The 20,299-nt window shown below is 66.8% G+C and carries 20 protein-coding genes; 12 read left to right on the top strand and 8 right to left on the bottom strand.

Going from position 1 to position 20,299, the window contains the following annotated elements; translation table 11 throughout:
- Positions 1–165: 165 nt before the first annotated feature.
- The 3 genes from QE379_RS12210 to QE379_RS12200 all read left to right on the top strand — a co-directional run bounded on the left by QE379_RS12210 (position 166) and on the right by QE379_RS12200 (position 2,990).
- On the top strand, positions 166–468 hold the full coding sequence (locus QE379_RS12210; RefSeq protein WP_307000868.1) for a hypothetical protein: 303 nt from the start codon (positions 166–168) through the stop codon (positions 466–468).
- Positions 369–2,189, top strand: coding sequence for a S8 family serine peptidase (locus QE379_RS12205; protein WP_307000867.1), 1,821 nt, complete (start codon positions 369–371; stop codon positions 2,187–2,189). The genes QE379_RS12210 and QE379_RS12205 overlap by 100 nt, the downstream gene beginning before the upstream one ends.
- Before the next feature lie 132 nt (positions 2,190–2,321).
- The gene (locus QE379_RS12200; RefSeq protein WP_307000866.1) at positions 2,322–2,990 is read left to right on the top strand and encodes a hypothetical protein; all 669 of its coding nucleotides are present in this window, start codon (positions 2,322–2,324) and stop codon (positions 2,988–2,990) included.
- A 112-nt stretch (positions 2,991–3,102) separates the two neighbouring features.
- Here QE379_RS12200 and QE379_RS12195 read toward each other — a convergent pair whose 3' ends face one another.
- Together QE379_RS12195 and QE379_RS12190 are read right to left on the bottom strand one after the other, a co-directional pair.
- The gene (locus QE379_RS12195) at positions 3,103–3,729 is read right to left on the bottom strand and encodes a hypothetical protein (protein WP_307000865.1); all 627 of its coding nucleotides are present in this window, start codon (positions 3,727–3,729) and stop codon (positions 3,103–3,105) included.
- On the bottom strand, positions 3,726–4,232 hold the full coding sequence (locus tag QE379_RS12190; protein ID WP_307000864.1) for a hypothetical protein: 507 nt from the start codon (positions 4,230–4,232) through the stop codon (positions 3,726–3,728). Before QE379_RS12190 ends, QE379_RS12195 begins: the two co-directional genes overlap by 4 nt.
- Positions 4,233–4,877: 645 nt before the next feature.
- On the opposite strand from QE379_RS12190, the gene QE379_RS12185 reads away from it, so the two are divergent.
- The 4 genes from QE379_RS12185 to QE379_RS12170 are packed head-to-tail and all read left to right on the top strand — an operon-like array spanning position 4,878 to position 8,200.
- Positions 4,878–5,849 (top strand): hypothetical protein, encoded by a 972-nt coding sequence (locus QE379_RS12185; protein ID WP_307000863.1) that lies wholly within the window; start codon positions 4,878–4,880, stop codon positions 5,847–5,849.
- Positions 5,827–6,096: a hypothetical protein gene (locus QE379_RS12180; RefSeq protein WP_307000862.1), complete on the top strand. Its 270-nt coding sequence runs from the start codon at positions 5,827–5,829 to the stop codon at positions 6,094–6,096. The genes QE379_RS12185 and QE379_RS12180 overlap by 23 nt, the downstream gene beginning before the upstream one ends.
- A gap of 53 nt (positions 6,097–6,149) precedes the next feature.
- A complete protein-coding gene (locus QE379_RS12175; RefSeq protein WP_307000860.1) occupies positions 6,150–7,151 on the top strand; it encodes an alpha/beta fold hydrolase in 1,002 nt (333 codons plus the stop codon).
- Positions 7,148–8,200 (top strand): serine hydrolase, encoded by a 1,053-nt coding sequence (locus QE379_RS12170; protein ID WP_307000858.1) that lies wholly within the window; start codon positions 7,148–7,150, stop codon positions 8,198–8,200. Before QE379_RS12175 ends, QE379_RS12170 begins: the two co-directional genes overlap by 4 nt.
- 13 nt (positions 8,201–8,213) lie before the next feature.
- Here the strand turns inward: QE379_RS12170 and QE379_RS12165 are convergent, their stop codons facing one another.
- Both QE379_RS12165 and QE379_RS12160 read right to left on the bottom strand, forming a co-directional pair.
- A complete protein-coding gene (locus QE379_RS12165) occupies positions 8,214–9,335 on the bottom strand; it encodes a winged helix-turn-helix domain-containing protein (RefSeq protein WP_307000856.1) in 1,122 nt (373 codons plus the stop codon).
- A gap of 138 nt (positions 9,336–9,473) precedes the next feature.
- Positions 9,474–10,367 carry a LysR family transcriptional regulator gene (locus QE379_RS12160; RefSeq protein ID WP_307000854.1) on the bottom strand — a complete coding sequence of 298 codons (894 nt, stop codon included), beginning with the start codon at positions 10,365–10,367 and terminating at the stop codon, positions 9,474–9,476.
- A gap of 93 nt (positions 10,368–10,460) precedes the next feature.
- Between QE379_RS12160 and QE379_RS12155 the strand changes: the two genes are divergently transcribed.
- Together QE379_RS12155 and QE379_RS12150 are read left to right on the top strand one after the other, a co-directional pair.
- A complete protein-coding gene (locus QE379_RS12155; RefSeq protein ID WP_307000853.1) occupies positions 10,461–11,465 on the top strand; it encodes a quinone oxidoreductase in 1,005 nt (334 codons plus the stop codon).
- Positions 11,466–11,563: 98 nt separating this feature from the next.
- Positions 11,564–12,304, top strand: coding sequence for a metallophosphoesterase (locus QE379_RS12150; RefSeq protein ID WP_307000852.1), 741 nt, complete (start codon positions 11,564–11,566; stop codon positions 12,302–12,304).
- 72 nt (positions 12,305–12,376) lie between these two features.
- On the opposite strand, the gene QE379_RS12145 is transcribed toward QE379_RS12150, so the two are convergent.
- On the bottom strand, positions 12,377–13,393 hold the full coding sequence (locus tag QE379_RS12145; RefSeq protein ID WP_307000850.1) for an aldo/keto reductase: 1,017 nt from the start codon (positions 13,391–13,393) through the stop codon (positions 12,377–12,379).
- A 149-nt stretch (positions 13,394–13,542) separates the two neighbouring features.
- Between QE379_RS12145 and QE379_RS12140 the strand changes: the two genes are divergently transcribed.
- Together QE379_RS12140 and QE379_RS12135 are read left to right on the top strand one after the other, a co-directional pair.
- Positions 13,543–14,439, top strand: a complete 897-nt coding sequence (locus QE379_RS12140; protein WP_307000849.1) for an AraC family transcriptional regulator — start codon at positions 13,543–13,545, stop codon at positions 14,437–14,439.
- Between the two features lie 93 nt (positions 14,440–14,532).
- Positions 14,533–15,504, top strand: a complete 972-nt coding sequence (locus tag QE379_RS12135) for a hypothetical protein (RefSeq protein ID WP_307000848.1) — start codon at positions 14,533–14,535, stop codon at positions 15,502–15,504.
- Positions 15,505–15,669: 165 nt separating this feature from the next.
- On the opposite strand, the gene QE379_RS12130 is transcribed toward QE379_RS12135, so the two are convergent.
- Positions 15,670–16,812 (bottom strand): MFS transporter, encoded by a 1,143-nt coding sequence (locus QE379_RS12130; RefSeq protein WP_307000847.1) that lies wholly within the window; start codon positions 16,810–16,812, stop codon positions 15,670–15,672.
- 13 nt (positions 16,813–16,825) lie between these two features.
- Positions 16,826–17,860 carry an aldo/keto reductase gene (locus QE379_RS12125; RefSeq protein ID WP_307000845.1) on the bottom strand — a complete coding sequence of 345 codons (1,035 nt, stop codon included), beginning with the start codon at positions 17,858–17,860 and terminating at the stop codon, positions 16,826–16,828.
- A 93-nt stretch (positions 17,861–17,953) separates the two neighbouring features.
- Here QE379_RS12125 and QE379_RS12120 point away from each other — a divergent pair, with 93 nt between their 5' ends.
- Entirely contained in the window at positions 17,954–18,871 is a 918-nt protein-coding gene (locus tag QE379_RS12120; RefSeq protein WP_042490907.1) for a LysR family transcriptional regulator, read from the top strand.
- Here the strand turns inward: QE379_RS12120 and QE379_RS12115 are convergent.
- The gene (locus QE379_RS12115) at positions 18,851–20,263 is read right to left on the bottom strand and encodes a PLP-dependent aminotransferase family protein (protein WP_042490839.1); all 1,413 of its coding nucleotides are present in this window, start codon (positions 20,261–20,263) and stop codon (positions 18,851–18,853) included. The genes QE379_RS12120 and QE379_RS12115 overlap by 21 nt on opposite strands.
- Positions 20,264–20,299 lie beyond the last annotated feature (36 nt).

The following is a 20,299-nucleotide window of genomic DNA, read 5'->3' as shown; positions in this document are numbered from 1 at the left end:
CTGCTTGCGGCCTGTGGCGGCGGAGGTGGTGGAGGCGTTAATTCGTCCGGATCGATCCCAACGCCTGCACCCACGCCGACACCCAGCCCAACACCGTCGCCATCCCCCACACCGACCCCGCCGCCCAGCGCTGCAGATAGTGCCGAGTACAAGGCTTCCGCCGCCGTGGTCGGTGCGAAAGCGGCCTATGCCTATGACAAGGGCATCACCGGCAAGGGCGTGACCATCGCCGTCATCGACACCGGCATTGCCACCAGCAGCGCCGAGTTCGCCGGCCGTATCTCGCCCGACAGCAAGGCGTTCGAGAGCCGGATCGCGCGTTGCGCTACCTGTGCGCCGGAGACGGTGACCTTCCCGCTCGATGTGATGTGCAGGGCCATGGCACTGAGGTCGCCTCAGTCGCTCTCGCCGCAAGAAATGGCTCCGGCGTGCACGGCGTCGCCTATGACGCGACGCTGCTCGCGCTGAAGGTCGTGGCTCCTGATCTCGACGGCGTCACCGCCACATCGGTCATCAAGGAAGGGAGCGGCGCAAACGCCGCCAGTATCGCGCCCGCCATCACCTATGCGGTGGAAAAAGGGGCGTTCGTGATCTCGATGAGCCTCAATGGCGAACATGGCGGCCAGATCGCCGCCGACGAACGTGCCGCCATGGACAGCGTCGTCAAAGCCGACCGGCTGCTCGTGCAATCCGTGTCCAACTTCGTCGACGACAAGAGCGCTGCGCCTGGCACGATCACCCGCAACCTTGTCGGCAGCAATTTGGAAAACAAGGACAACCTCCTGTTCGGCATCCGGGTCGACAGTGCGCTGCGACCGCCCAGCGGCAATGGCCTGCCCGGCGATCTTGCCGACCGCACGCTGGCGGTGGTCGCGACGGACGTCAGCGTCGTCGGCAAGGACGGACAAATCACCACGGTCACCGGCAACAGCTTCGCCGCCCCCGCGATCGCCGGAGCGGCCGCGCTGCTCAAGCAGTACTGGCCGCAACTCGGCGGCAAGGCGATCTCGCGCATCCTGCTCGATACGGCAACCGACCTGGGCGACAAGGGTGCCGACCAGATCTTCGGCGTTGGCTTGCTCAACGTCGAGGCGGCGATGAAGGCGCAGGCGCCCACCAGTGCTTTCGCCGCCGCCGACATGGTGCTGGCGCGCTATTCCTCGCTCAGCCTGTCGGGCCCGTTTGGAAGCGGCGGGCAGCTATCCGATGCGGTGACCCGGATGACGGTCTTCGACCGCTATGGCCGCGACTTCGCCATGACTGGCACCACCGGCCCACGGGTTCGGAGTTCGGGATTGCTGGCGGGTGTGATGCTGGCGACGATCGATCCGCCTTGGCTGGCCACCACGGCTAACGACGTAAAACTGGGGTTCGTCTCCGCAGCCACGGGACCATGGGCCGCAGTGCGCTCCAACCGACCGGCCACCTTCGCCTTCTCACCTGCCGCAGGCCAGACTGTCAGCTTCAGCGCTAATGTTGCGATCGGGCAAGGTGCGGGCATCGCCGGTTCTGCCCTGCGCGGTGTCGTCGTCGCGCCGGTCGGCACGTCATCGTCATGGAGCGGCGGCGGCTGGTCGGCGGGCTTTGCATCGGGCGCATCGCGCGATGGCCGCTCTGCTTTGCGCAGCGTCACTTTCGGATCGCCGATGGGCCTCGGTATCGAGCTATCGAACCTGACCGAACGTGGCCAGGTGCTGGGCTTGCGTGGCTCCGCTGGCTTTGCCCTATCCGGCAGCCGGACGATGCTAACCACCCTGACGGCCAGCCGCAGCGTTGCTGGCGTCCTGCTATCGGCGCGGGCAACGGCGGCCACCACTCGGGTCGATGGCGGATCGGACCTGTTGCGCTTCACCGGTCCGATGACCGGCACCGCCTTCGCGCTCGACGCGGCGTATCGTCTTGGCGGCGGTACCGTCACATTCGGACTGTCATCACCGCTTCGGCTCGAACGCGCCCGTGCGGTCGTCGAGGCGCCAGTCGCCTATGACCTGATGACCGGCGTGCTCGCCACTCGCCTCACCACCGTCGACCTGACCCCGGCCGCGCGCGAGATGGACGTCGAGCTTGGCTGGTCGGCCGCGCTGTCGCCCACCTCCTCGTTGCGGCTAGGCGTCGCCCACGCCTTCGATGCCGGCCACGTCGCCGGCGCACAGGACACGGCAGGCTTCGTCGCGCTGGTGCTGCGATGAGGCTCGCCGTCCGGGCCCGCTCGCCACCGGCAAGCCCAGCCCGCCCGTAAAAACATACCCCCCTCACGGACCTGCCACGCCGGGACGCATCTCGGCGAACGAACCCGCACGTCCGGAATACAAGGACATAACATGATGACGAAGATCACCGCCACCGCCGCGCTGGCGTTGCTCACCGCCTGCGGATCGGCCTCGGTTGCCGAGCAGGAGGCCGCCGCGCAGACGAAGACCGCGGCCGCACCGCTGACGATCGCGGGCATCCGCATCGGCATGACCGCGCCCGAGGTGCAGGCGACGCTTGCCCGTACCGGATGGAAGGTCGAGACGTCGGCGGGCGAGGACTGGGCCGCGACCGTCGACCATGAGGCCAAGCGGCAGCGGGGCGTCTTCCCGATCGAGGAGCCGAAACAGGGTGTGGCGGTGCTGAACGCGACCAAGGGCGACGAGAGCCTGACCGTCGAATTCCAGCCGGTGCCGAACGGTGATGCCGTCAAGCTCGTCCGATATGTTGCCCCTGCCGCCGGACGGACGCCCGAGCAGATCGCTGCCGAGATGGTGAAGCGCTACGGCAAGCCCGAAACCTCGCAGGTTGCCGCCTCCATCTACGAGGCGAACTGGTGCACGGGCGGCGACCGGTGCCGCCAGATCTGGGGCAATCCGCATCAGGGTCTTGCGGCCAAGCTCGACGTCTATGGCAAGCTGAACATCTCCCTGTCGCAAGGCGTGGCAGCGGAGCGGGCATGGCAGAATGCGGTCAGCCGTGCGGTCGGTGGAGGTACGGCAGGGAAATCGTCATTCTGACGAGCCGTAGCCGCCGACGGTCAATTCAATGGACGGGACGCTGGGTCGTCCCGTCCATTGCCATGAATCGATTCGGCACGCTGCATGAAGCGACACCGCAATGCCACTCTGTTCATTGCCCCAGCGTCAGCGCCCAGCGTGCGGAGAAATCCGCCCAATCCTCTGCCCACATGGCATGCTCGCTTTCGGCAAGGTCGGAATGGGGCGGCCCCCAACCGGACGCCCGGTGGGTGCGACCAAGCACGATGGCGTGGGCATGCGGAGCTTCCTCTGCCAGTTGATCGCACGGCGCATGAGCGACGACGAGACTGGTCAGGCGACGCTCCCGACCGAACCGCAATGCCGCGTAGGACAGCACCGCTCCGAAGCCGTCATGCACGGGCACATCACGATCGAACGGAAAGGTGAAGACGGCGCCCAGAAGCTTCTGATGCGGCTGAACCACCGCGTCATAGTCGCCAAACAGCCGCTCGATGGATGTGACGTCCGGCACGCCGGGCGCCGGGATGATCCGGTAATCGCGGGCCGTTACCGGCCAGCCGCATGCCGTTCTCGGCGTATCCCCGACAGGCTTGACGGGATTGAGCTTGGCGAAGGCAATCTGGCTCATCGTATTTTCCAGTCCGCTGCGCCGCGGCCGGACGAGGCCGAAGCCGATCGCGCGACCGGCCTCGGCACGGACATCGAAAAGCCGGTCGGCGACCGTACCCGGTGCCAGCCATTCGGGAAGCGCGGTCACTTCGTCCCTCCCGCGAAGATGCCGGACAGAAGCGCGCGCCCGTCGGCCAATCCCGCTCGCCGATCCACCTCGCTATCCCATGGCGCGCATTCACAACCACGAAGCCCTGCCGGCAGCAGGGCGAAGGACGTGTTGCCCGGCTCCGGAGGCACGAAATGAGATGGCGCCCCGGCACCGAGGAAGAGGCTCAGTCCGGATGTGTAAACCGGATCGTTGCCGGCGAGCATGACCGCGAAGGTAATGCCGTCAACGTTATCACGCGATGCGAGTGCGATCAGCACATCGGTGTCATATGCCCGGACCAGTTCCTCGACGTCTCGGCGGGCGGGCGGTACGATTGCAGGAACGATCAGCAACGACGCCGCCGACGCATGGAGATAGTGCCGCAGCCGAGTGGCAGGTATTGAACCCGCATCTGGATCGACAGGAAAGCGCAGCCCGGCGAGACGCGCAGGGGTCAGGGCGGCGGCGATCGCAACCGCCTCCAGTGTCTTAATGTGCATGGTCGACTTCTATCCATGGGGGGCCGCGGGCTGTTCGCGGCGATCCTCCTTGGTCATTTCACCTCTCGGCTCAGCCGATCCGCTTTCCGGCCTTTCATCACCGACCTCGCCGCCACGCGGCGCTTGGGTGGTCTTGGCGGAGCATGCCCCCCGGCCATGCGACCTGTCCCGCCTTCCGGAGGCACCGTCATCGCGGTGCCGGCGGACCTGGAGGCGACGCCTCCACCAGGAGCGCTTGCGCTCCCGGCGCGCACGCGCCGACGCAGCTAAAATGACACAGAAATGAAATGCCCCATTTTAGCGGTATTGCGCCGCAGTTTCTGTGCGGCCCCGCATGGGGCCGGTCTGCCTTCGTCTGTGAGGGCGCCCACTTCTTTCTGTGAGCTTTCCTCCGCTTCTTTGTGAGGCTGTGCGTGCCGCCCTTACGGCGGCGTTTACCGCGTGTGAGGGTCTGCAAGGCTATGCCTGCTTGGTATCGCGAGCGGCAAGCGTCGGCCGTCCGCATCGATGGAGCATCGAGGATGGATCTGAATGCCCTGCTGACCCCGGCCGAGCTGGAAGTGTATCGGCGTCACATGGCGGGCGGGGCAGTACGGCGACGGCAGTCCCGAACAGGAGAAGGCCGCCGCCGCGAGCATCACCAGAATGCTGGACCTTTTGGTGACGAAGGCGGGGCGCAACGCCGTTGGAGCCCTAGGCCCCGGACGCGGCTCGATCCTATCGGAGTTGATCGCGGTACTGCTCGGCCCAGCCCCCGATCCGCACGCCTGGATCGAGGCCATCGCCCGTGGCAGCTTCGACCTCACCGGGTACAAGGCCTATGGCAAGCGGCCGAAGACGATCGACGGTAAGCAGCCCGCGATCGGATCGCCAGGTAATTTCCTGCCCCGTCTGCTGGATCGGTACCATAAGGCGGTGGGCCATCGTCCGCCGAACGCACGGGAAATTGCCGATCTGCGGACCGCGCTGGGTATCCTGATCGCGACGTCGCTGCTCAAAGAACTGCACAACGTCACCAATGAACGGGCCGCACTCGGCAGTGCTTGGCCGCTCGTCAGCGCCGTCTCCGGGCGACAGCATGCGGAACTCCGTCGGTTCATCGCTGGCTATGGAGACGATCCGTCGTTTCGACATCAGCTCGCCGCTGACATCCAGCGTTCGGTGATCGACTGGGCGAAGCGCCATCCGGGCAAGGTCCTGCCGAAGAACAAGCAGGTAGACAGCCAGGCACCGCAGACCGACATCGAGCAGCATTTTGCCCATGAGGCGGAATCCGAGGAGCGACGCAAAAATGCGCTGATCGCGTTCGGCAAAATCCTGTTGTCCGGCGCCAGCGAAAACGACGATCCAACGATTGACGCCGTGCTCGGCACGCTCCGTGACGAACCGGCTTACGCCTGGCTGCGCGACATGCCACGGGACGCGTTGCCAGCAGATTACCCCGGTGGCGGGTCACCCATGCCGACCGAGCTGCTGCGGCAATTCATGCCGATCGCCGCTGGCCCCAGCACGACCGAGCAGGTTCTGGGACGCGCTGCCATGGCGCCCATCGCGATCATGTCGTCACGTCCCCTACGGCTGACGGGAAAGCGAAATGATCAACAAGCGGCTCGATGATCTGGCGCGGTCCATTCACGCGCATGTCGAGACAAAGGGCCTGCCACCGATGGAAACCCCCATCGAGCATCTGGCGATGTTCGAGGCGAGCGTCTGTTACTGGTCGCTCAATCCGGATTGGGAGGCCCGCCAGCCTTGGGAGGATATTGGCTTCAATCTCCATGCGCCATCCCCGGAGGATGAAGACGCGGCCTACCGATTGTGGGACATGGTCACCAGCCGTGCGGAGACAAAGCGAACCATCTGACGACGTCGTCGCGGCGCCAGGGATATTGGCGCCGCGGCTGGTGTTACCCTTTGATGCTTCGTCCCTTTCTCGCTGCCGCCGCTTGTTCGGCCCTGCTCTCAACCAGTGCGACTGCGCAAACCGTGCCGTTGGGTGCCAATCTGGAACGGTTCGACTATCCTGCCCCCGTGCACTGGTTCGAGGGGACGTCACAGGGCCATCCGGTTCGCATGGCCTTTCTCGACTGGCCGGCGACCGCCACGCCTAATGGTACGACGGTCGTCCTGCTCCACGGCAAGAATTTTTGCGCCGCGACCTGGGGCGAAACCGCGCGTGGCCTAGCGGCTGCGGGCTACCGCGTCATCGCGCCGGACCAGATCGGCTTTTGCAAATCGTCGAAGCCGAGTGACTATCAGTACAGCTTCCACACCATGGCCGCGCTGACTGCCGCGCTGCTCGACCGGGCCGGGGCCGGCAAGGTCGTGCTGGTCGGTCATTCGACCGGCGGCATTCTCGCCACGCGCTTCGCGCTCCTGTACCCTGAGCGGGTCGCGAAGCTGGTGCTGGTCAACCCGCTCGGCCTCAACGACACGCTGAGTGAGGGCGTGCCCTATACCGATCTCGGCAAGCTGCGCGCCGAAGAGGCGAAGACGGATGCCGCGTCGATCAAGGCCTATCAGCTCCGTAACTATTATCATGGGGTCTGGCGGCCGGCCTATGACCGCTGGGTCGCCATGCTGGCCGGGCAATATGCCAGCCCCGATGGTGACACGGTGCGCGATGCACAGGCCCGTCTGTCCGATATGATCCAAACCCAGCCGGTCGCGGCCGAGCTGCCGCGCCTGGCGGTCCCGACCACGCTCATCATCGGCCAGCGCGACTTGACGGCCTTTCGCGCCAACAGTGCGCCCGAGGGCCGGCGCGCCCGAGTCCGCACCGTGCCGCAGGCCGCCGAGGAGGCGGTAAAGCGCATCCCAGGCGCAAGCCTGATCCGCCTGGACGATCTCGGCCATTCGCCGCAGGTCGAAGCGCCCGCCGCGTTCCTGCAATCGCTTCGCTCTGCGATGACGCCGTGAAGCGATATGCCTCCGCGCTGGCGCTCCTCCTCGCCAGCGGTTGCGATGCCGCGCCTGCGCCACGGCAAGCCGCCATGTCTCGCCCGGTCGAGACGCGCGGTTTGGACGGCACCATCCTGGCCGATACCGTTGCCCAAGCCAGCCGTCTTCCCCGGCTCCGCTCGCTGCTGGTCCTCCGCGACGGGCAGGTGCTGGCCGAGCAGCGCTTCAACGGCGGGCCGCCGCTCGACCGGCCGGTCAATATCAAGTCCGCGTCCAAGTCGGTCCTGTCCGCGCTGGTCGGCATCGCGATCGTGAAAGGCACGCTGACCGGCGTCGACCAGCCCGTGCTGTCGGTGCTCGGCAGCGATGCGCCGCCCGATCCCGACCCGGGTCTTGCCCGGCTGACCGTCGAGGATCTGCTGACGATGCGCGCGGGGTTGGAGCGGACGTCGGGTGAGAATTATGGGCGCTGGGTGTCCAGTCGCAACTGGGTCCGCTTCGCCCTCGCGCGCCCTTTCGTCGATGAGCCGGGCGGCGCGATGCTCTATTCGACCGGCAACACGCATCTGCTGTCGGCGATGCTGACCCGCGGGTCGGGACGCGACACCCACACGCTGATGCGCGACTGGCTGGCGGAGCCGCTCGGCATCACCATCCCGCCATGGTCGCGCGATCCGCAGGGCATCTTTTTCGGCGGCAACGACATGATGATGTCGCCGCGCAGCCTGGCGCGGTTCGGCGAACTCTATCGCCTGGGCGGCGTGATCGACGGGCGGCGGATCGTCCCCGCCCGCTGGATCGAGGAAAGCTGGACTCCTCGCACCGTATCGCCGTGGAGCGGCGGGCAATATGGCTATGGCTGGTTCGTTGGCACCAGTCGTGGCGATCCGCTGCGCTTCGCCTGGGGCTATGGCGGGCAGATGCTGTTCATCGTGCCAGACCTCAAGATGAGGGTCGTCATGACCTCCGATCCTGGCGGCGCGCGCGACAATGACCATATCGCCGCGCTCCATGCGCTGCTCGACGACGGCATCGTGCCCGCCGCCGAGCGGGGTGGAGCAACGTGACGGGCGAAGACGCTCAACTACGATGCACGACCGCGCCGATGCGGACGGCGTCTAGACAAAGCCATGCCGCCATTCCGTCCAACTCGGCCCGAAGCCGAGACAGCGTATCGGCGGGCGCTCCCGGTTCCAGCGTGATGCGGTGAGCGAGCAGCAGCCCGGCCTGCCGGTCCGCCTTGAGATCGAGCCTCGCGACCAGCGCCTCGTCCATCAGGAAGGGCAGCACATAATAGCCATGCGTGCGCCGATCCTGCGGGACATAGATCTCGATGCGATAGTGGAAGCCGAACAGGCGTTCCGTGCGAGCCCGTTCCCAGATCAACGGGTCGAAGGGGGCAAGCAAGGCAGCGCCCTGCACCCGATGCGGCACGGCGGCGTCGCGATACATCCATGCCTTCTGGCTCCAGCCCTCGACCCGCACCGGCACGAGCACTCCGTCTTCCGCCAGATCGGCGATCGCGTGATCGGCTTCGGCGGGCTTCAACCGGAAATAGTCGCGCAGGTCGCTGGCGGTCGCGATCGCCAGTGCGCGGGCGCTGCGTTCGATCAGCGCACGTTGCGCCGCCTCCACGGACGGCGTGGGTGTTGCCAGCACCGTCGGCGGGATGACCCGCTCGGTCAGGTCATAGACGCGGGCGAAGCTGCCCCGCCGCGTCGCCGTCGTGAGAAAGCCGGACCAGAACAGCCATTCGAGCGCGTGCTTGACGTGGCTCCATTCCCACCAGCCGCTGCGGCTCGACCCGTTCTCGAAATCGGCGGCCGTGAGCGGCCTTTCGGCGGTGATGCGCTCGAGTATGGCGACGGCCTCGGCGCGAAGGTCGAGCGCGAAACGCCGAAGCCTCTGCGAACCGATCTCGCCGCGTTCGGCCCGCGCCATGCGCCAGCGGAGCAGCGGGTGCAGGTCGAGCGGTAGCAACGACGCCTCATGCGCCCAATATTCGAACATCCGCCGCTGGCGTTTCGGCCCCCACGCATCGCCCTCCAGCAGGGCACGGTCATAGCCACCGAGCCGCGAGAAGGCCGGCAGATAGTGCGCTCGCGTCAGCACGTTGACGCTATCGATCTGGAAGAGGTTGAGCCGCTCGGCGGTGCTGCGCAGGTGGCGAACCGAGGGGCTGACGCGGGCGCGGGCGACCAAAGCCCTGCGCCGCCAGGACGATCCGACGCGCTTCGCGGTTGGAGATGCTCATGTCCGACGAATTCAACCCTGGATGGCGGCGCGTCAATCCGGCGCACCGGTGATGGCTGGACCGGCTTCGACCGTTATCGCTTTGCTTCATCCTTCGTCGCGAAACGCCGAAACCGCCATCTCGACAAAGGCGCGCAGGCCTGCCGTCATGCGACGATCGGGCAGGCGGACGAGCGTCAGCGGACGAGGTTCGGGCGCGTAATCCGCCAGAACCGGGATTAGACGCCCCGACGCCAGATCGCCGTCCAGCGTCACGCGGGATTGCAGGATGATGCCATAGCCCGCGACCGCCGCTTGCCGCAGGGCGGCCGCGTGGCTGATGCGCAGGCGGGGCGGGGGCAGCGGTACGACATGCTCGCCGCCCGGACCGACCAGTGTCCAGCGGTCGTCCGCACCGAATTGCGCGAAGCCGATCAGCCGATGTTCGCGCAAGTCGGCGGGCCTCTCCGGATGACCGTGCCGCACCAGATAGCCCGGCGCGGCAGCGAGCATCAGCCGATAGGGAGCGAGCGGATGGACGACCAGCCAGTCGTCCTCCAGCGCACCGATCCGAAAGGCCAGGTCGAAGCCTTCCTCGATCAGATCGACCTTGCGGTCACCCAGCACCAGTTCCGCCTGCATGTCCGGAAAGCGGTCGAGATAGGTGGCCAGCAGGGGCGCGACCCGTTCGGTGCCGAAGGCGACCGGCGCGGCGATGCGAAGCCGACCGACCGGCGTCTGCGCCACCTCGGCCCCCACCGCCTCTGCGATCGCGACATCCGCCAGCACGCGACGGCAGGATTCGGTGAAGCGTCGACCGGCCTCGGTCGGCGACAACCGCCGGGTCGTCCGGTGCAGCAGGCGGGTGTCGAGCCGCGCTTCCAACGCGTTGACATGCTTGGCCACCATCGTTGCCGAGATGTCGTGCGCCTTGGCCGCGGCGGTGAAGCTGCCCAGATCGACGACCGATACGAAGATCGCCATGCTGGTCAATCGGTCCATTGCAAACCCCTGGTTCGAAGACGTCGCATCCTATGCGGCTGTTTCCGGCGCAGTCCAGCAGGCATCCTCCGGTCATTGGCAACCAAAACAAGGATGATCGGCGATGGGCGTGTCGAGGATAGTGCGGTGAAGGCCTTGTTCTTCGATCGATTCGGGGACCCCGAGGTCCTGCGCTATGGCGCTTTTCCGGATCACGAGCTGGACGCCGGCTCGGTGCTGGTGGAAACCCGCGCGGTCGGCTTGAACTTCGCCGACATCTACCGCCGCCAGGGCGTCTATGTGCTGGACGGCAAAGCGCCATGGATTGGCGGCTATGAGGGCGTGGGGCGTATCATCGCGGTCGGGAACGGCGTCGATCGCTGGCGGATCGGGCAGCGGGTCGGCTTTCTTGACGTGCCGCGCGCCCATGCCGAGCGGGTCTGCGCGCCTGCCGATCGTCTGGTCGCGCTGCCGGACGATATCGACGATCGCACCGCCGCCGCGCTTTTGCTGCAAGGCGTGACGGCGCAATATCTGGTCGAGGATAGCGGCAGGCTGGCCGCCGGAGACCGCGTGCTGGTCCAGGCCGCGTCTGGCGGCGTCGGGCGGCTACTCACCCAAATGGCGGCAGCGCTCGGCGCCGAGGTCCATGCGCTGGCCTCGACCCCGTCCAAGCGCGAACAGGCGCGGTCGAACGGTGCTAGTGCGGTCTATGGCTATGACGACTGGGTGGCGCAGGTGCGGCGGGCGACCGGAGACGGCGTCGATCTGGTCTATGATTCGATCGGCACCACGCTCCACGACAGCCTCGCCGCCTTGCGTCCCGGTGGCCGCGTGGTGATCTTCGGCAAGGCGGGCGGCCCACCGCCCGCGATCGATCCGCTGTCGCTGATGGAGCATTCCAAGGGTGTCGTCGGCGGCGATCTTTGGACCTATCTGAACCGCGCGGAAAGCCGACAGAGCCGCGCCGACAGGCTGTTCGCGGCCTTGCGGGCTGGCACGATTACCGCGCCTGTCATCACCACCTTCCCGCTGAGCGAGGGGGCCGCTGCCCATCGCCTGCTGGAGGATCGCAGCTTCGCGGGCAAGATCGTCTTGGTCCCCGAGGGTCTCGGGTAACGGCGGTCGCTGGTGACCGCTGGTCGTGCATGGCGTTTCGAGGAAGCACCTGCCATGCTCATCCGGGATGTCGCTGCGTTTCGGCCAAGGGGGAAGCATTGAAGATCGGGGTCATTGCCGACGCCCATGGAAATCTGGCCGCGCTGGAGGCTGTCCGCGACGCGATGACCGCCGCCGCGCCCGACCTGGTCGTCAATCTGGGTGACCTCGTGTCCGGCCCGTTCGATCCTGGGGCAAGCGCCGAACTTCAGATGCGCTCCGGCTATCTCACCATCGCAGGGAACCATGAGCGGCAGTTGCAGGACGGCAGCGACGGGGCGTTCGACGTTCTGGCGCGGCCTCTCCTGACCCAAGAGCATTGGGCATGGATCGAGGGTCTGCCCGCGACGCTCACCCTCTGTGATGGCGACGTCTTCGCCTGCCACGGCAGCCCGGCGGGCGGGGATCTGGAATATCTGCTCGAGGATGTGAGCTCCGGCCGCGCGACACTGGATACCGACACCGCCATCCGGCCGCGCCTGAAGGGCATCGGGTCGGCCAGTCTGGTGCTGTGCGGGCATACGCATACGCCGCGCATGGTGGCGGTCGATGGCGTTCTGATCGTCAATCCCGGTAGCGTCGGGATGCCCTGCTACCGGGACCGGGGCGCGACCCCACACGTCATGGAGGCGGGCAGCCCGCTGGCGCGCTATGCCATCGTCGAGCGTCGTAACGCCGGATGGGCCGCTCAACTGCACGGCGTGCCCTATGACTATGAGATTCCGGCGCGTCAGGCAGAGGCTTTCGGCTTTCCGGCCTTTGCCCATGCCGCCCGGACGGGCCGTATCCTGCCTGGGTGATCCGCTGCCCCTCTGGACGGACGGTCGGAGCGGCGGGACGGTCACGAAACCGTCCCGCCGAACCTGCGACGCTCAGGCGCGATAGCCGCCTTGGCGCTCGAGCATCCAGCCGGGATATTCCGCTGGCAGCTTGGTCACCGCATCGAGGGCGGCAAGGTCGTCCGCGTCGAGCGACACCTGGGTCGCGGCGATATTGTCGGTAAGCTGATCGACCCGCTTGGCCCCGACGATCACGCTGGTCACCACCGGCTGGTGGAGCAGCCAGGCAAGCGCGACCTGCGCGACGGTGCAGCCCTTCGCCTCGGCGATGCGACGCATCTCGGGGATCACCACCGAGCCGCGCGTCCGGTCGACCGGCGGAAAGTCGAACGTCGCGCGCCGACCGTCCGCCGCTTGGCCCTCGCCATCATATTTGCCCGATAGATACCCGCCGGCCAGCGGACTCCATACCATCAGCCCGATCTTCTCGGACCGCAGCATCGGCACGATCTCGCGTTCCAGGTCGCGGCCGACCAGCGTGTAATAGGCCTGGAGTGAGAGGATCGGCGCGAGCCGCCGCGCCTCGGTGATACCGACCGCCTTCACCACCTGCCACGCCGCCCAGTTGGACAGGCCGAGATAGCGGACGTGACCATGACGGACGAGCGTATCGAGCGCCTCCAGCGTCTCCTCGATCGGCGTCGCGGGATCGAAGCCATGGATCTGGTAGAGGTCGATATGGTCGAGTCCCAGCCGCTGGAGGCTCTGCTTGCACTGGCTGAGGATGTGGCCGCGCGAGGCGCCGCGCGCATTGGGACCATCGCCCATCGGACCTAGCACCTTGGTCGCGATCACGACATCGTCGCGGGCGACGCCGATGTTCTTGAGCGACTGGCCGAGAATGCGCTCGCTTTCACCGCCGGCATAGACATTGGCGGTGTCGATGAAGTTGATGCCGGCATCGAGCGCGGTCCGGACCAGCGCGTCTGCCTCGTCCTGGCGAAGCTGGCCGATCTGGCCCCAGATGCCCTCGCTGCCGCCGAAGGTCATGGTGCCGAGGCAGAGTTCGGACACGAACAGGCCGCTATGGCCGAGTTGGCGCATACGCATGGGATGATACTCCTGTTGGAATGGATGAGCCGGAGATACGCCGCGAACGTTCGGCGCCGCGACGTCGATCCGATCAAAGTCCTGCCCGATCCTATCAAAGTCATGCGTAGACGGTGCTTTCGGCGCGCGGCGAAGCTACGATCTCTGCCATGACGACGCTGTCCGACCTTGCCCAACTGATCGAGCGCCATTGGTTCGTCCATGGTCGCGAAACGCCGATCCCGGGCCTGCTCATCACCCGCGCGGAGGAGCCGACCGGCATCATCCGCTCGGTCTATCGGCCATCCTTCTGCCTCGTCGTGCAGGGCGCGAAGATGTCGATGCTGGGGCCGACCCCCTATCATTATGCCGAGGGCCAATGCCTGCTCGCCTCGGTCGACCTGCCGGTCACGTCGCGCATCGTGCGGGCGAGTGCCGACGTGCCCTATCTGGCGCTGTCGCTCGCGATCGAACCGGTGACCGTGGCCGAACTGGTGGCGGAGCAGGTGAGCGTGCCGGGCCCGGCTGCCGCCTTCAATGCGCTGGCGACCAGCGACCATGACCCGGCGCTGCGCGATCCTCTCAGGCGATTGCTTGAGTTGCTCGAACACCCGGCCGATCAGGCGGTGCTCGCCCCGCTGATCCGGCGCGAGATCGTCTGGCGGCTGCTCGGCGGCACGCTGGGTCCGGCGCTGCGGCAGATGGGTCTGGTCGACACTCATGCCGCTCGGATCGGGCGTGCGACGGCGTTCATCCGCGACCATTATGCCGAGACGCTGCGCGTGGCCGACCTCGCCGCGCTGGCGGGCATGAGCGTCCCCGGCTTCCACCGCCACTTCAAGGCGGTGACGACGATGACGCCGGTGCAGTTCCAGAAGCAGGTCCGCTTGCAGGAAGCACGCCGCCGCCTGGTCGCCGCCGAGGAGGTCGCACGGGTCGGCTTCGCGATCGGCTACGAAAGCCTGTCGCAGTTCAGCCGCGACTATCGTCGCCTGTTCGGCGCTCCGCCGGGGCGCGATGCGGCAGCGATGCGCGCGCAACTGGTGCCGGAGCCAGTGCTGCCGTAATATTTCATAAAGGCCGGATTTCTATGGTGTGGCGCGTATATCGAAGACGTGGGGGGCAGGATTTTGGCCGTAGCATCGACCACTATCGTCTGGATGATCAAACAGAATAGGCGCTACGCGCCATTTCTCGATACCGCTCAGAAAATTTCTGCCGTGCTGATCGCTATGGGGGCATTTATGTCGGTCCCGGTGGTGATTCTGTTCAACGGATTTCTGGGATATCTGGATCAATCGGCCATCCCTGTGCTCCAAAACGGCATGTGGGTATATCTGCTGCTCTTCAGCATTGCCTCGGCCTTCGCATTTGCTCTGATCGTCTTCATGCCATCCACGATGACCATGGCTGTCCGCTTGAATGCGCCGGGTTTGCCGCACCCGAATGTCAAAAGAGCGTGCATAACGACTGTGCTGGTCGTCATAGTAATTCTGGTCGGCCTACTGTGGTATCGAGAGTCCTGGCTGGCGATTGCGATGATTTCCGCCATAGTGCTCGGCGCGCTGGGAGGCGCCTGGGCCGCGATCGGATTCGTACCGTCTCAAAAGCGGTTCTGGGCGTTCATCGTGGGATTCGGGGCGATGGCGTTGCTGGTGATGGTCTGGACCGCGTCGTTATTCGTGTTGCTAGCTCCGCTGGCCCAGTCGATCGCTGGCAACTGTCCGAACTTAGCTGCTGTCGCCTTGATGCTGCTGCTTGTCGCGATGCTCGTCGTGTCGATCTGGCAGCCGGTCATGGGCATTTTGCTGGGCCTGCTGCTGACCGTCGGTTGGACCGCGCAACAGGCTTCGCCCGACGGTGGCATCATGATCGCCAGCGCCTTGTACACCGCCAATCTCGGTGGCGGCCGACCGGCTTCGGTCCTTCAGCCAAGTGATGCCGGTGAGATCTGTAACTTGGGGGTGGCCGAACGGCCGGTGCTGTTCTTCGAGGTGAAGGGGTGTAGCCGTCCGGCGGCATTCGCGCGGCTCCGTTCGCTGGCGGGCAAGACGAGCATGGAGCGCCGCCGGATCATTCGCGAGTGGACGGCCCTTGTAGAGCAGCATCGCCCGAAGGTGCCAAGCCATTAGACCGTCCCGTTGGCGATCGAACTGATGGGCACGGTGGGGCGGCGTGCTGCTCGATGAGGCCTGTGGCTACAAGATTGGGCGCGTCGATATGCAAGTCGATGGCGTCGTCGTGCCGTTGACCCGGATGCGTAAGCGGCTGTGACTCGAGGCTGATGTCGCCGCCCGTCAGGCCGGGCAGGCCTTGGCGCTTGGCTGACGCCGGAACGCCAGGAGCATCACAAGCGCCACCGAGGCCATCATCGCCCCCGCGAGCGACACGGCCGGCAGTCCGAACCCAGCCCCGATCACGCCCCCGCCCAGCGCCGCGCCGATCGCGTTGCCGAGGTTGAACGCGCCGATATTCATCGCGGAGGCGAGGTTCGGCGCGTCCGAGGCCGCGTCCATCACGCGCATCTGCAAGGGCGGCACGATGGCGAAGCTGGCGATGCCCCAGACCAGGATCGCGATGGCAGCGGTCACCGGCCATTGCATGAGAACCGTGAAGGCAAGCAGCGTCAGCGCCATGATCGCCAGCATCGTCGTCAGAGCCCGGTCGACCGAACGGTCCGCAAGCCGCCCGCCGATGCCGTTGCCAATCGTCGCGCCGACGCCGAACAGCATCAGCATCGCGGTGACACAGCCGGTCGAGGCATGCGTCACATCCCGCAAGATGGGCACGATATAGGTGAACACGGTGAAGACGCCTCCAAAGCCGATCGTGGTCAGGGCCAGCGCCATCACCACCGGCCCGCGCGTCAACACGCGCAGTTCGGCGCGCATGTCGCCGCCCTCCGCAGCCGGCAGCGACAGCATCGCGATCGCCCCGACGCCCGCGATCCCGGCGAACGCCGTGCGCCAGCCAACCGCCTCGCTGACCCAGGTCGCCGCCGGCACGCCGCCGATGGTCGCGACGGTCAGCCCGGTGAACATCGCCGCCACCGCGCCCGCGCGCTTGTCCGGCGGCACGAGGTTGGCGGCGACGACCGATCCGACGCCGAAGAACGCGCCATGGTTGAACGAGGTGACGACCCGCGCCGCCATCAGCATCCAGTATCCGCCCGCTGCGGCAGACAGCGCGTTGCCGAGCGTGAAGATGCCCATCAAAGCGATCAGCAATGTCCGCCGGTCGATCCGCCCGGTGGTCAGCGTCATCAGTGGCGCGCCGATCAGCACGCCCATCGCATAGGCGCTGACCAGCAGCCCGGCGGCGGGGATCGACACGTGCAGGTCCCCCGCGATCACCGGCAACATGCCCATCGGCGCGAATTCGGTCACGCCTATGCCGAAGGCGCCGACCGCCAGCGCGAGCAATCCGAGGTTGAACTTCATGATCGTGGCTCCCTCAAACCATCGGCGGCGCGAGGCGGGCGAAGCCCTCCTGCTGCCGGTAGGGGGTGTGCGGATAGGGCGGCAGCACGTCGCTTGCCGCGTCGAGCGCCGCCACCTGCTCGGGCGACAGCGCCCAGCCGACCGCACCCAGATTGTCGCGCAACTGCGCCTCGTCGCGCGCACCGATGATGACCGACGACACGGTCGGACGCCGCAACAGCCAGTTGATCGCGACCTGGGGCACGGTCTTGCCCGTCTCCACCGCCACCGCTTCCAGCGCATCGACGACGCGGTAGAGATGCTCGTCCTCGACTGGTGGCGCGAACTGCGCGGTTTCGTGCAACCGGCTCCCTGTCGGGATCGGCCGTCCCCGCCCGATCTTGCCGGTCAACCGCCCCCAGCCGAGCGGGCTCCAGACCAGCGCACCGACACCCTGATCCGCGCCGAGCGGCATCAGATCCCATTCATACGCACGGCCGATCAGCGAGTAATAGACCTGATGCGCGACGAGGCGGGGCCAGCCATGGCGATCGGCCAGCGCTTGCGCCTTCATGATCTGCCAGCCGGGATAGTTGGAGACGCCGGCATAACGCACCTTGCCGTCCGCGATCAGCCGGTCGAGCGTGCCTATCACCTCCTCGGTCGGCGTTGACGCATCGAAGGCGTGAAGCTGGAGCAGGTCGATCCGGTCCGTACCGAGCCGCCGCAACGCCGCCTCGACCGCGCCGGTCAGCCGCGCCCGCGATGCGCCCCAGTCCTGCGGGCCGTCACCCATCGGCAGGCCGGTCTTGGTCGAGATCAGGACGGCATCGCGCCGCCCCTTGATTGCCTCGCCCAGCACCTGTTCCGACGCGCCGTCCGAATAGACGTCGGCGGTGTCGAACAGCGTCACGCCCGCGTCGAGGCAGATGTCGACCAGCCGCCGCGCCTCGGCGGCGTCGCTTGTGCCCCACGCGCTGAACAGCGGTCCCTTGCCGCCGAAGGTCCCCGCGCCGAACGACAGCGCCGGAACGCGCAGGCCGGACGATCCCAATTGCCGATATTCCATGACACCTCCTTTCTCGAATGTCATTCGTCAGGCGCATAGATGGACGGTGAAGCAGCGCCGCGGAACTGCCCGCCGGTGCAAAGGATTTATGCCTTGGACGCAAAGGTAGCTGGCAACGACGATCGCGCCCGGTCACTTGCCTTGTTCGCGAGCGTGGTGGAGGAAGGCAGATTCTCGGCGGCCGGCCGCACGCTCGGGCTGACGCCCTCGGCGGTGGCGCGTGCGATTGATCGGATCGAAGCGCGGCTCGGCGTGCGGCTGCTGCTACGCTCCACCCGGGCGTTGACGCTCACTGCAGAGGGACAAGCCTATCTCCTTGCCGCACGGCGCATCCTCGCCGACCTCGACGATGCCGAGCAGCAGATCGCCGACCAGGGCGCACCGCGCGGACGGTTGCGGATCAGTGCGGCGCTGGCGCATGGCCGGTTGTGCGTCGTGCCTCTGCTCGGCGATTTCGCGCGCGCCTATCCGCATATCCTGATCGATATCGCCCTAACCGACACGCTGGTCGACATCGCTGGCGGACAGGCCGATGTCGCGATCCGCTTCGGTCCGCTCGCCGACAGCGGTTTGACGGCGCGCAAGCTGTCCGAGGCGCGGCGGGTGATCGTGGCGTCGCCAGACTATCTGGCGCGGGCAGGCACGCCCAAAGTCCCGGAAGACCTGCACGCCCACAATTGCCTGAACTTCAACTTTCGCCGCGCCGAACCGATCTGGCCGTTCCGCCGCGAAGGCCGGGATTTCGCGCTGAGTGTCGAAGGCGGCATCGTCGCTAACAATGGCGAGACGCTGGGCCATCTCGCCGCTGCCGGGGTCGGCATCACCCGCGTCGGCCGCTTCAGCGTTGCGGCTGAGATCGCGGACGGGCGGCTCGTGCCATTGCTGGAAGAATACAATCCAGGCGATGTCGAACTGATCCACGCCGTCTTCGTCGGCGGCTCCACCACGCCGGCACGGGTGCGGGTGTTCGTCGACTTCCTGGTCGAGCGCTTAGCCAGCCGGTTCGAGTAGCGGGCGCGACACGGCCGATTCCAGAAAGGCGTACAGCCGGTCATCGTCGCTCATCGCGACGTTGAAGCGCAGGTGGTCGCGCCATCCGCCGCTGGTGCTGAACACCGGACCCGGTGCTAGAACGATCCCTGCATTGATCGCCTTGCGTGCCAGCTCAACGGCGTCGACGCTATCGGGCAATCGCGCCCACAGGAAGATGCCCGCCGCTGGATCGGTCCACGGCTCGATCCCGATGGCCCGCAGACGTTTGGCCACCCGGGCCATAGCCCGGGCCAGCCGGGTCCGGACACCGTCAACATGACGCCGATAGCTGCCATCGGTCAGCACCGCGTGCAGCAGGTTGGCGGCGAGCGGACTGCCCGCCATCGATGTTGCGATGCGTAGGTCGGCCAACCCTTCAATCCAGTCGGGTCGCGCCGCGATATGGCCACAGCGCACCGCCGCCGACAGCGACTTGGAGAAGCTGCCGATGCGGATCGTCCGGTCGAGGCCGTCGAAGGCGGCCAATCGTGGAGACGGCGTGTGTTCGAAGTCGGCGAAGATATCGTCCTCGACAACGACCATGTCATGCGCCTCGGCGATCTTGAGCAGTCGGTGCGCGGTGGCGGCCGCGAGCGACGCTCCGGTCGGGTTATGGACGCCTGAGTTGGTCAGGTAGAAGCGCGGCCGATGCGTCGCGGCGGCCTCGGTGAAGGCGGTGACGTCCGGCCCGGTCGGCGTCATCGGTACGCCCACCACCGTTGCCCGGTGCGCCCGCAACAACGCCAGAAAGTTGAAATAGCACGGGTCGTCAACCAGCACGGTATCGCCCGGCTGAAGCAGGAAGCGGCACACCAGATCGAGCGCATGGGTGCCGCTGTCGGTCAGCAGGATCTGGTCGGGGCCGGCTTCGATCCCCTGATCCGCCATCCGCCTCGCCAACAACGCCCGGAGCGGGGGCGAGCCCAAGGGGGATGCATAGCCCGCCAGCGTGCCGTTCTCGTCGGATCGCGCTGCCCGGCGCATCGCCTTGCGCAGCGCGTCGCCCGCCAGCCAGTCATCGGGCAGCCAGCCGCATCCCGGCATCATTTCGTGCCGTCGTTCGCCGAGCGACTGACGCAGCATCCAGAGCGGGTCGACCTCGCGCTCCTTCGTGCTGACCAGCCGATCCAATGCCAGCGGGGCCAAGGGCGCGGCGACATAAAAGCCCGATCCCGGTCGCGACCGGATCACCCCCTCAGCGGCGAGGCGATCATAGGCCTCGACCACCGTCGAGCGCGCGACGCCGCTCGTCTCGGCCATGGCGCGGATCGACGGCAGCCGGGCGCCCGGCGTCAGCGTGCGGGCGTCGATCCGGTCACGGATCGCACGGACCACCATGCCGGTGCGGGTTTCGTCGGGCGCGCTCGCCATCGTACTGCCAATCCCACCAATACAGTTCGGCATGAT

Origin of the sequence: Sphingomonas sp. SORGH_AS_0879 (assembly GCF_030819175.1) — a bacterium.
Taxonomy (GTDB): domain Bacteria; phylum Pseudomonadota; class Alphaproteobacteria; order Sphingomonadales; family Sphingomonadaceae; genus Sphingomonas.
This window is presented reverse-complemented; position numbering and strand designations above follow the sequence as displayed.

What these genes read in the sequence shown, in the direction of transcription:
- QE379_RS12200 (WP_307000866.1), top strand. Translation starts at nt 2,322, where the DNA reads ATGATGACGAAGATCACCGCCACCGCCGCGCTGGCGTTGCTCACCGCC.
- QE379_RS12190 (WP_307000864.1), bottom strand. Translation starts at nt 4,232, where the DNA reads ATGCACATTAAGACACTGGAGGCGGTTGCGATCGCCGCCGCCCTGACC.
- QE379_RS12185 (WP_307000863.1), top strand. Translation starts at nt 4,878, where the DNA reads ATGCTGGACCTTTTGGTGACGAAGGCGGGGCGCAACGCCGTTGGAGCC.
- QE379_RS12180 (WP_307000862.1), top strand. Translation starts at nt 5,827, where the DNA reads ATGATCAACAAGCGGCTCGATGATCTGGCGCGGTCCATTCACGCGCAT.
- QE379_RS12175 (WP_307000860.1), top strand. Translation starts at nt 6,150, where the DNA reads ATGCTTCGTCCCTTTCTCGCTGCCGCCGCTTGTTCGGCCCTGCTCTCA.
- QE379_RS12160 (WP_307000854.1), bottom strand. Translation starts at nt 10,367, where the DNA reads ATGGACCGATTGACCAGCATGGCGATCTTCGTATCGGTCGTCGATCTG.
- QE379_RS12155 (WP_307000853.1), top strand. Translation starts at nt 10,461, where the DNA reads ATGATCGGCGATGGGCGTGTCGAGGATAGTGCGGTGAAGGCCTTGTTC.
- QE379_RS12145 (WP_307000850.1), bottom strand. Translation starts at nt 13,393, where the DNA reads ATGCGTATGCGCCAACTCGGCCATAGCGGCCTGTTCGTGTCCGAACTC.
- QE379_RS12140 (WP_307000849.1), top strand. Translation starts at nt 13,543, where the DNA reads ATGACGACGCTGTCCGACCTTGCCCAACTGATCGAGCGCCATTGGTTC.
- QE379_RS12135 (WP_307000848.1), top strand. Translation starts at nt 14,533, where the DNA reads ATGATCAAACAGAATAGGCGCTACGCGCCATTTCTCGATACCGCTCAG.
- QE379_RS12130 (WP_307000847.1), bottom strand. Translation starts at nt 16,812, where the DNA reads ATGAAGTTCAACCTCGGATTGCTCGCGCTGGCGGTCGGCGCCTTCGGC.
- QE379_RS12125 (WP_307000845.1), bottom strand. Translation starts at nt 17,860, where the DNA reads ATGGAATATCGGCAATTGGGATCGTCCGGCCTGCGCGTTCCGGCGCTG.
- QE379_RS12115 (WP_042490839.1), bottom strand. Translation starts at nt 20,263, where the DNA reads ATGGCGAGCGCGCCCGACGAAACCCGCACCGGCATGGTGGTCCGTGCG.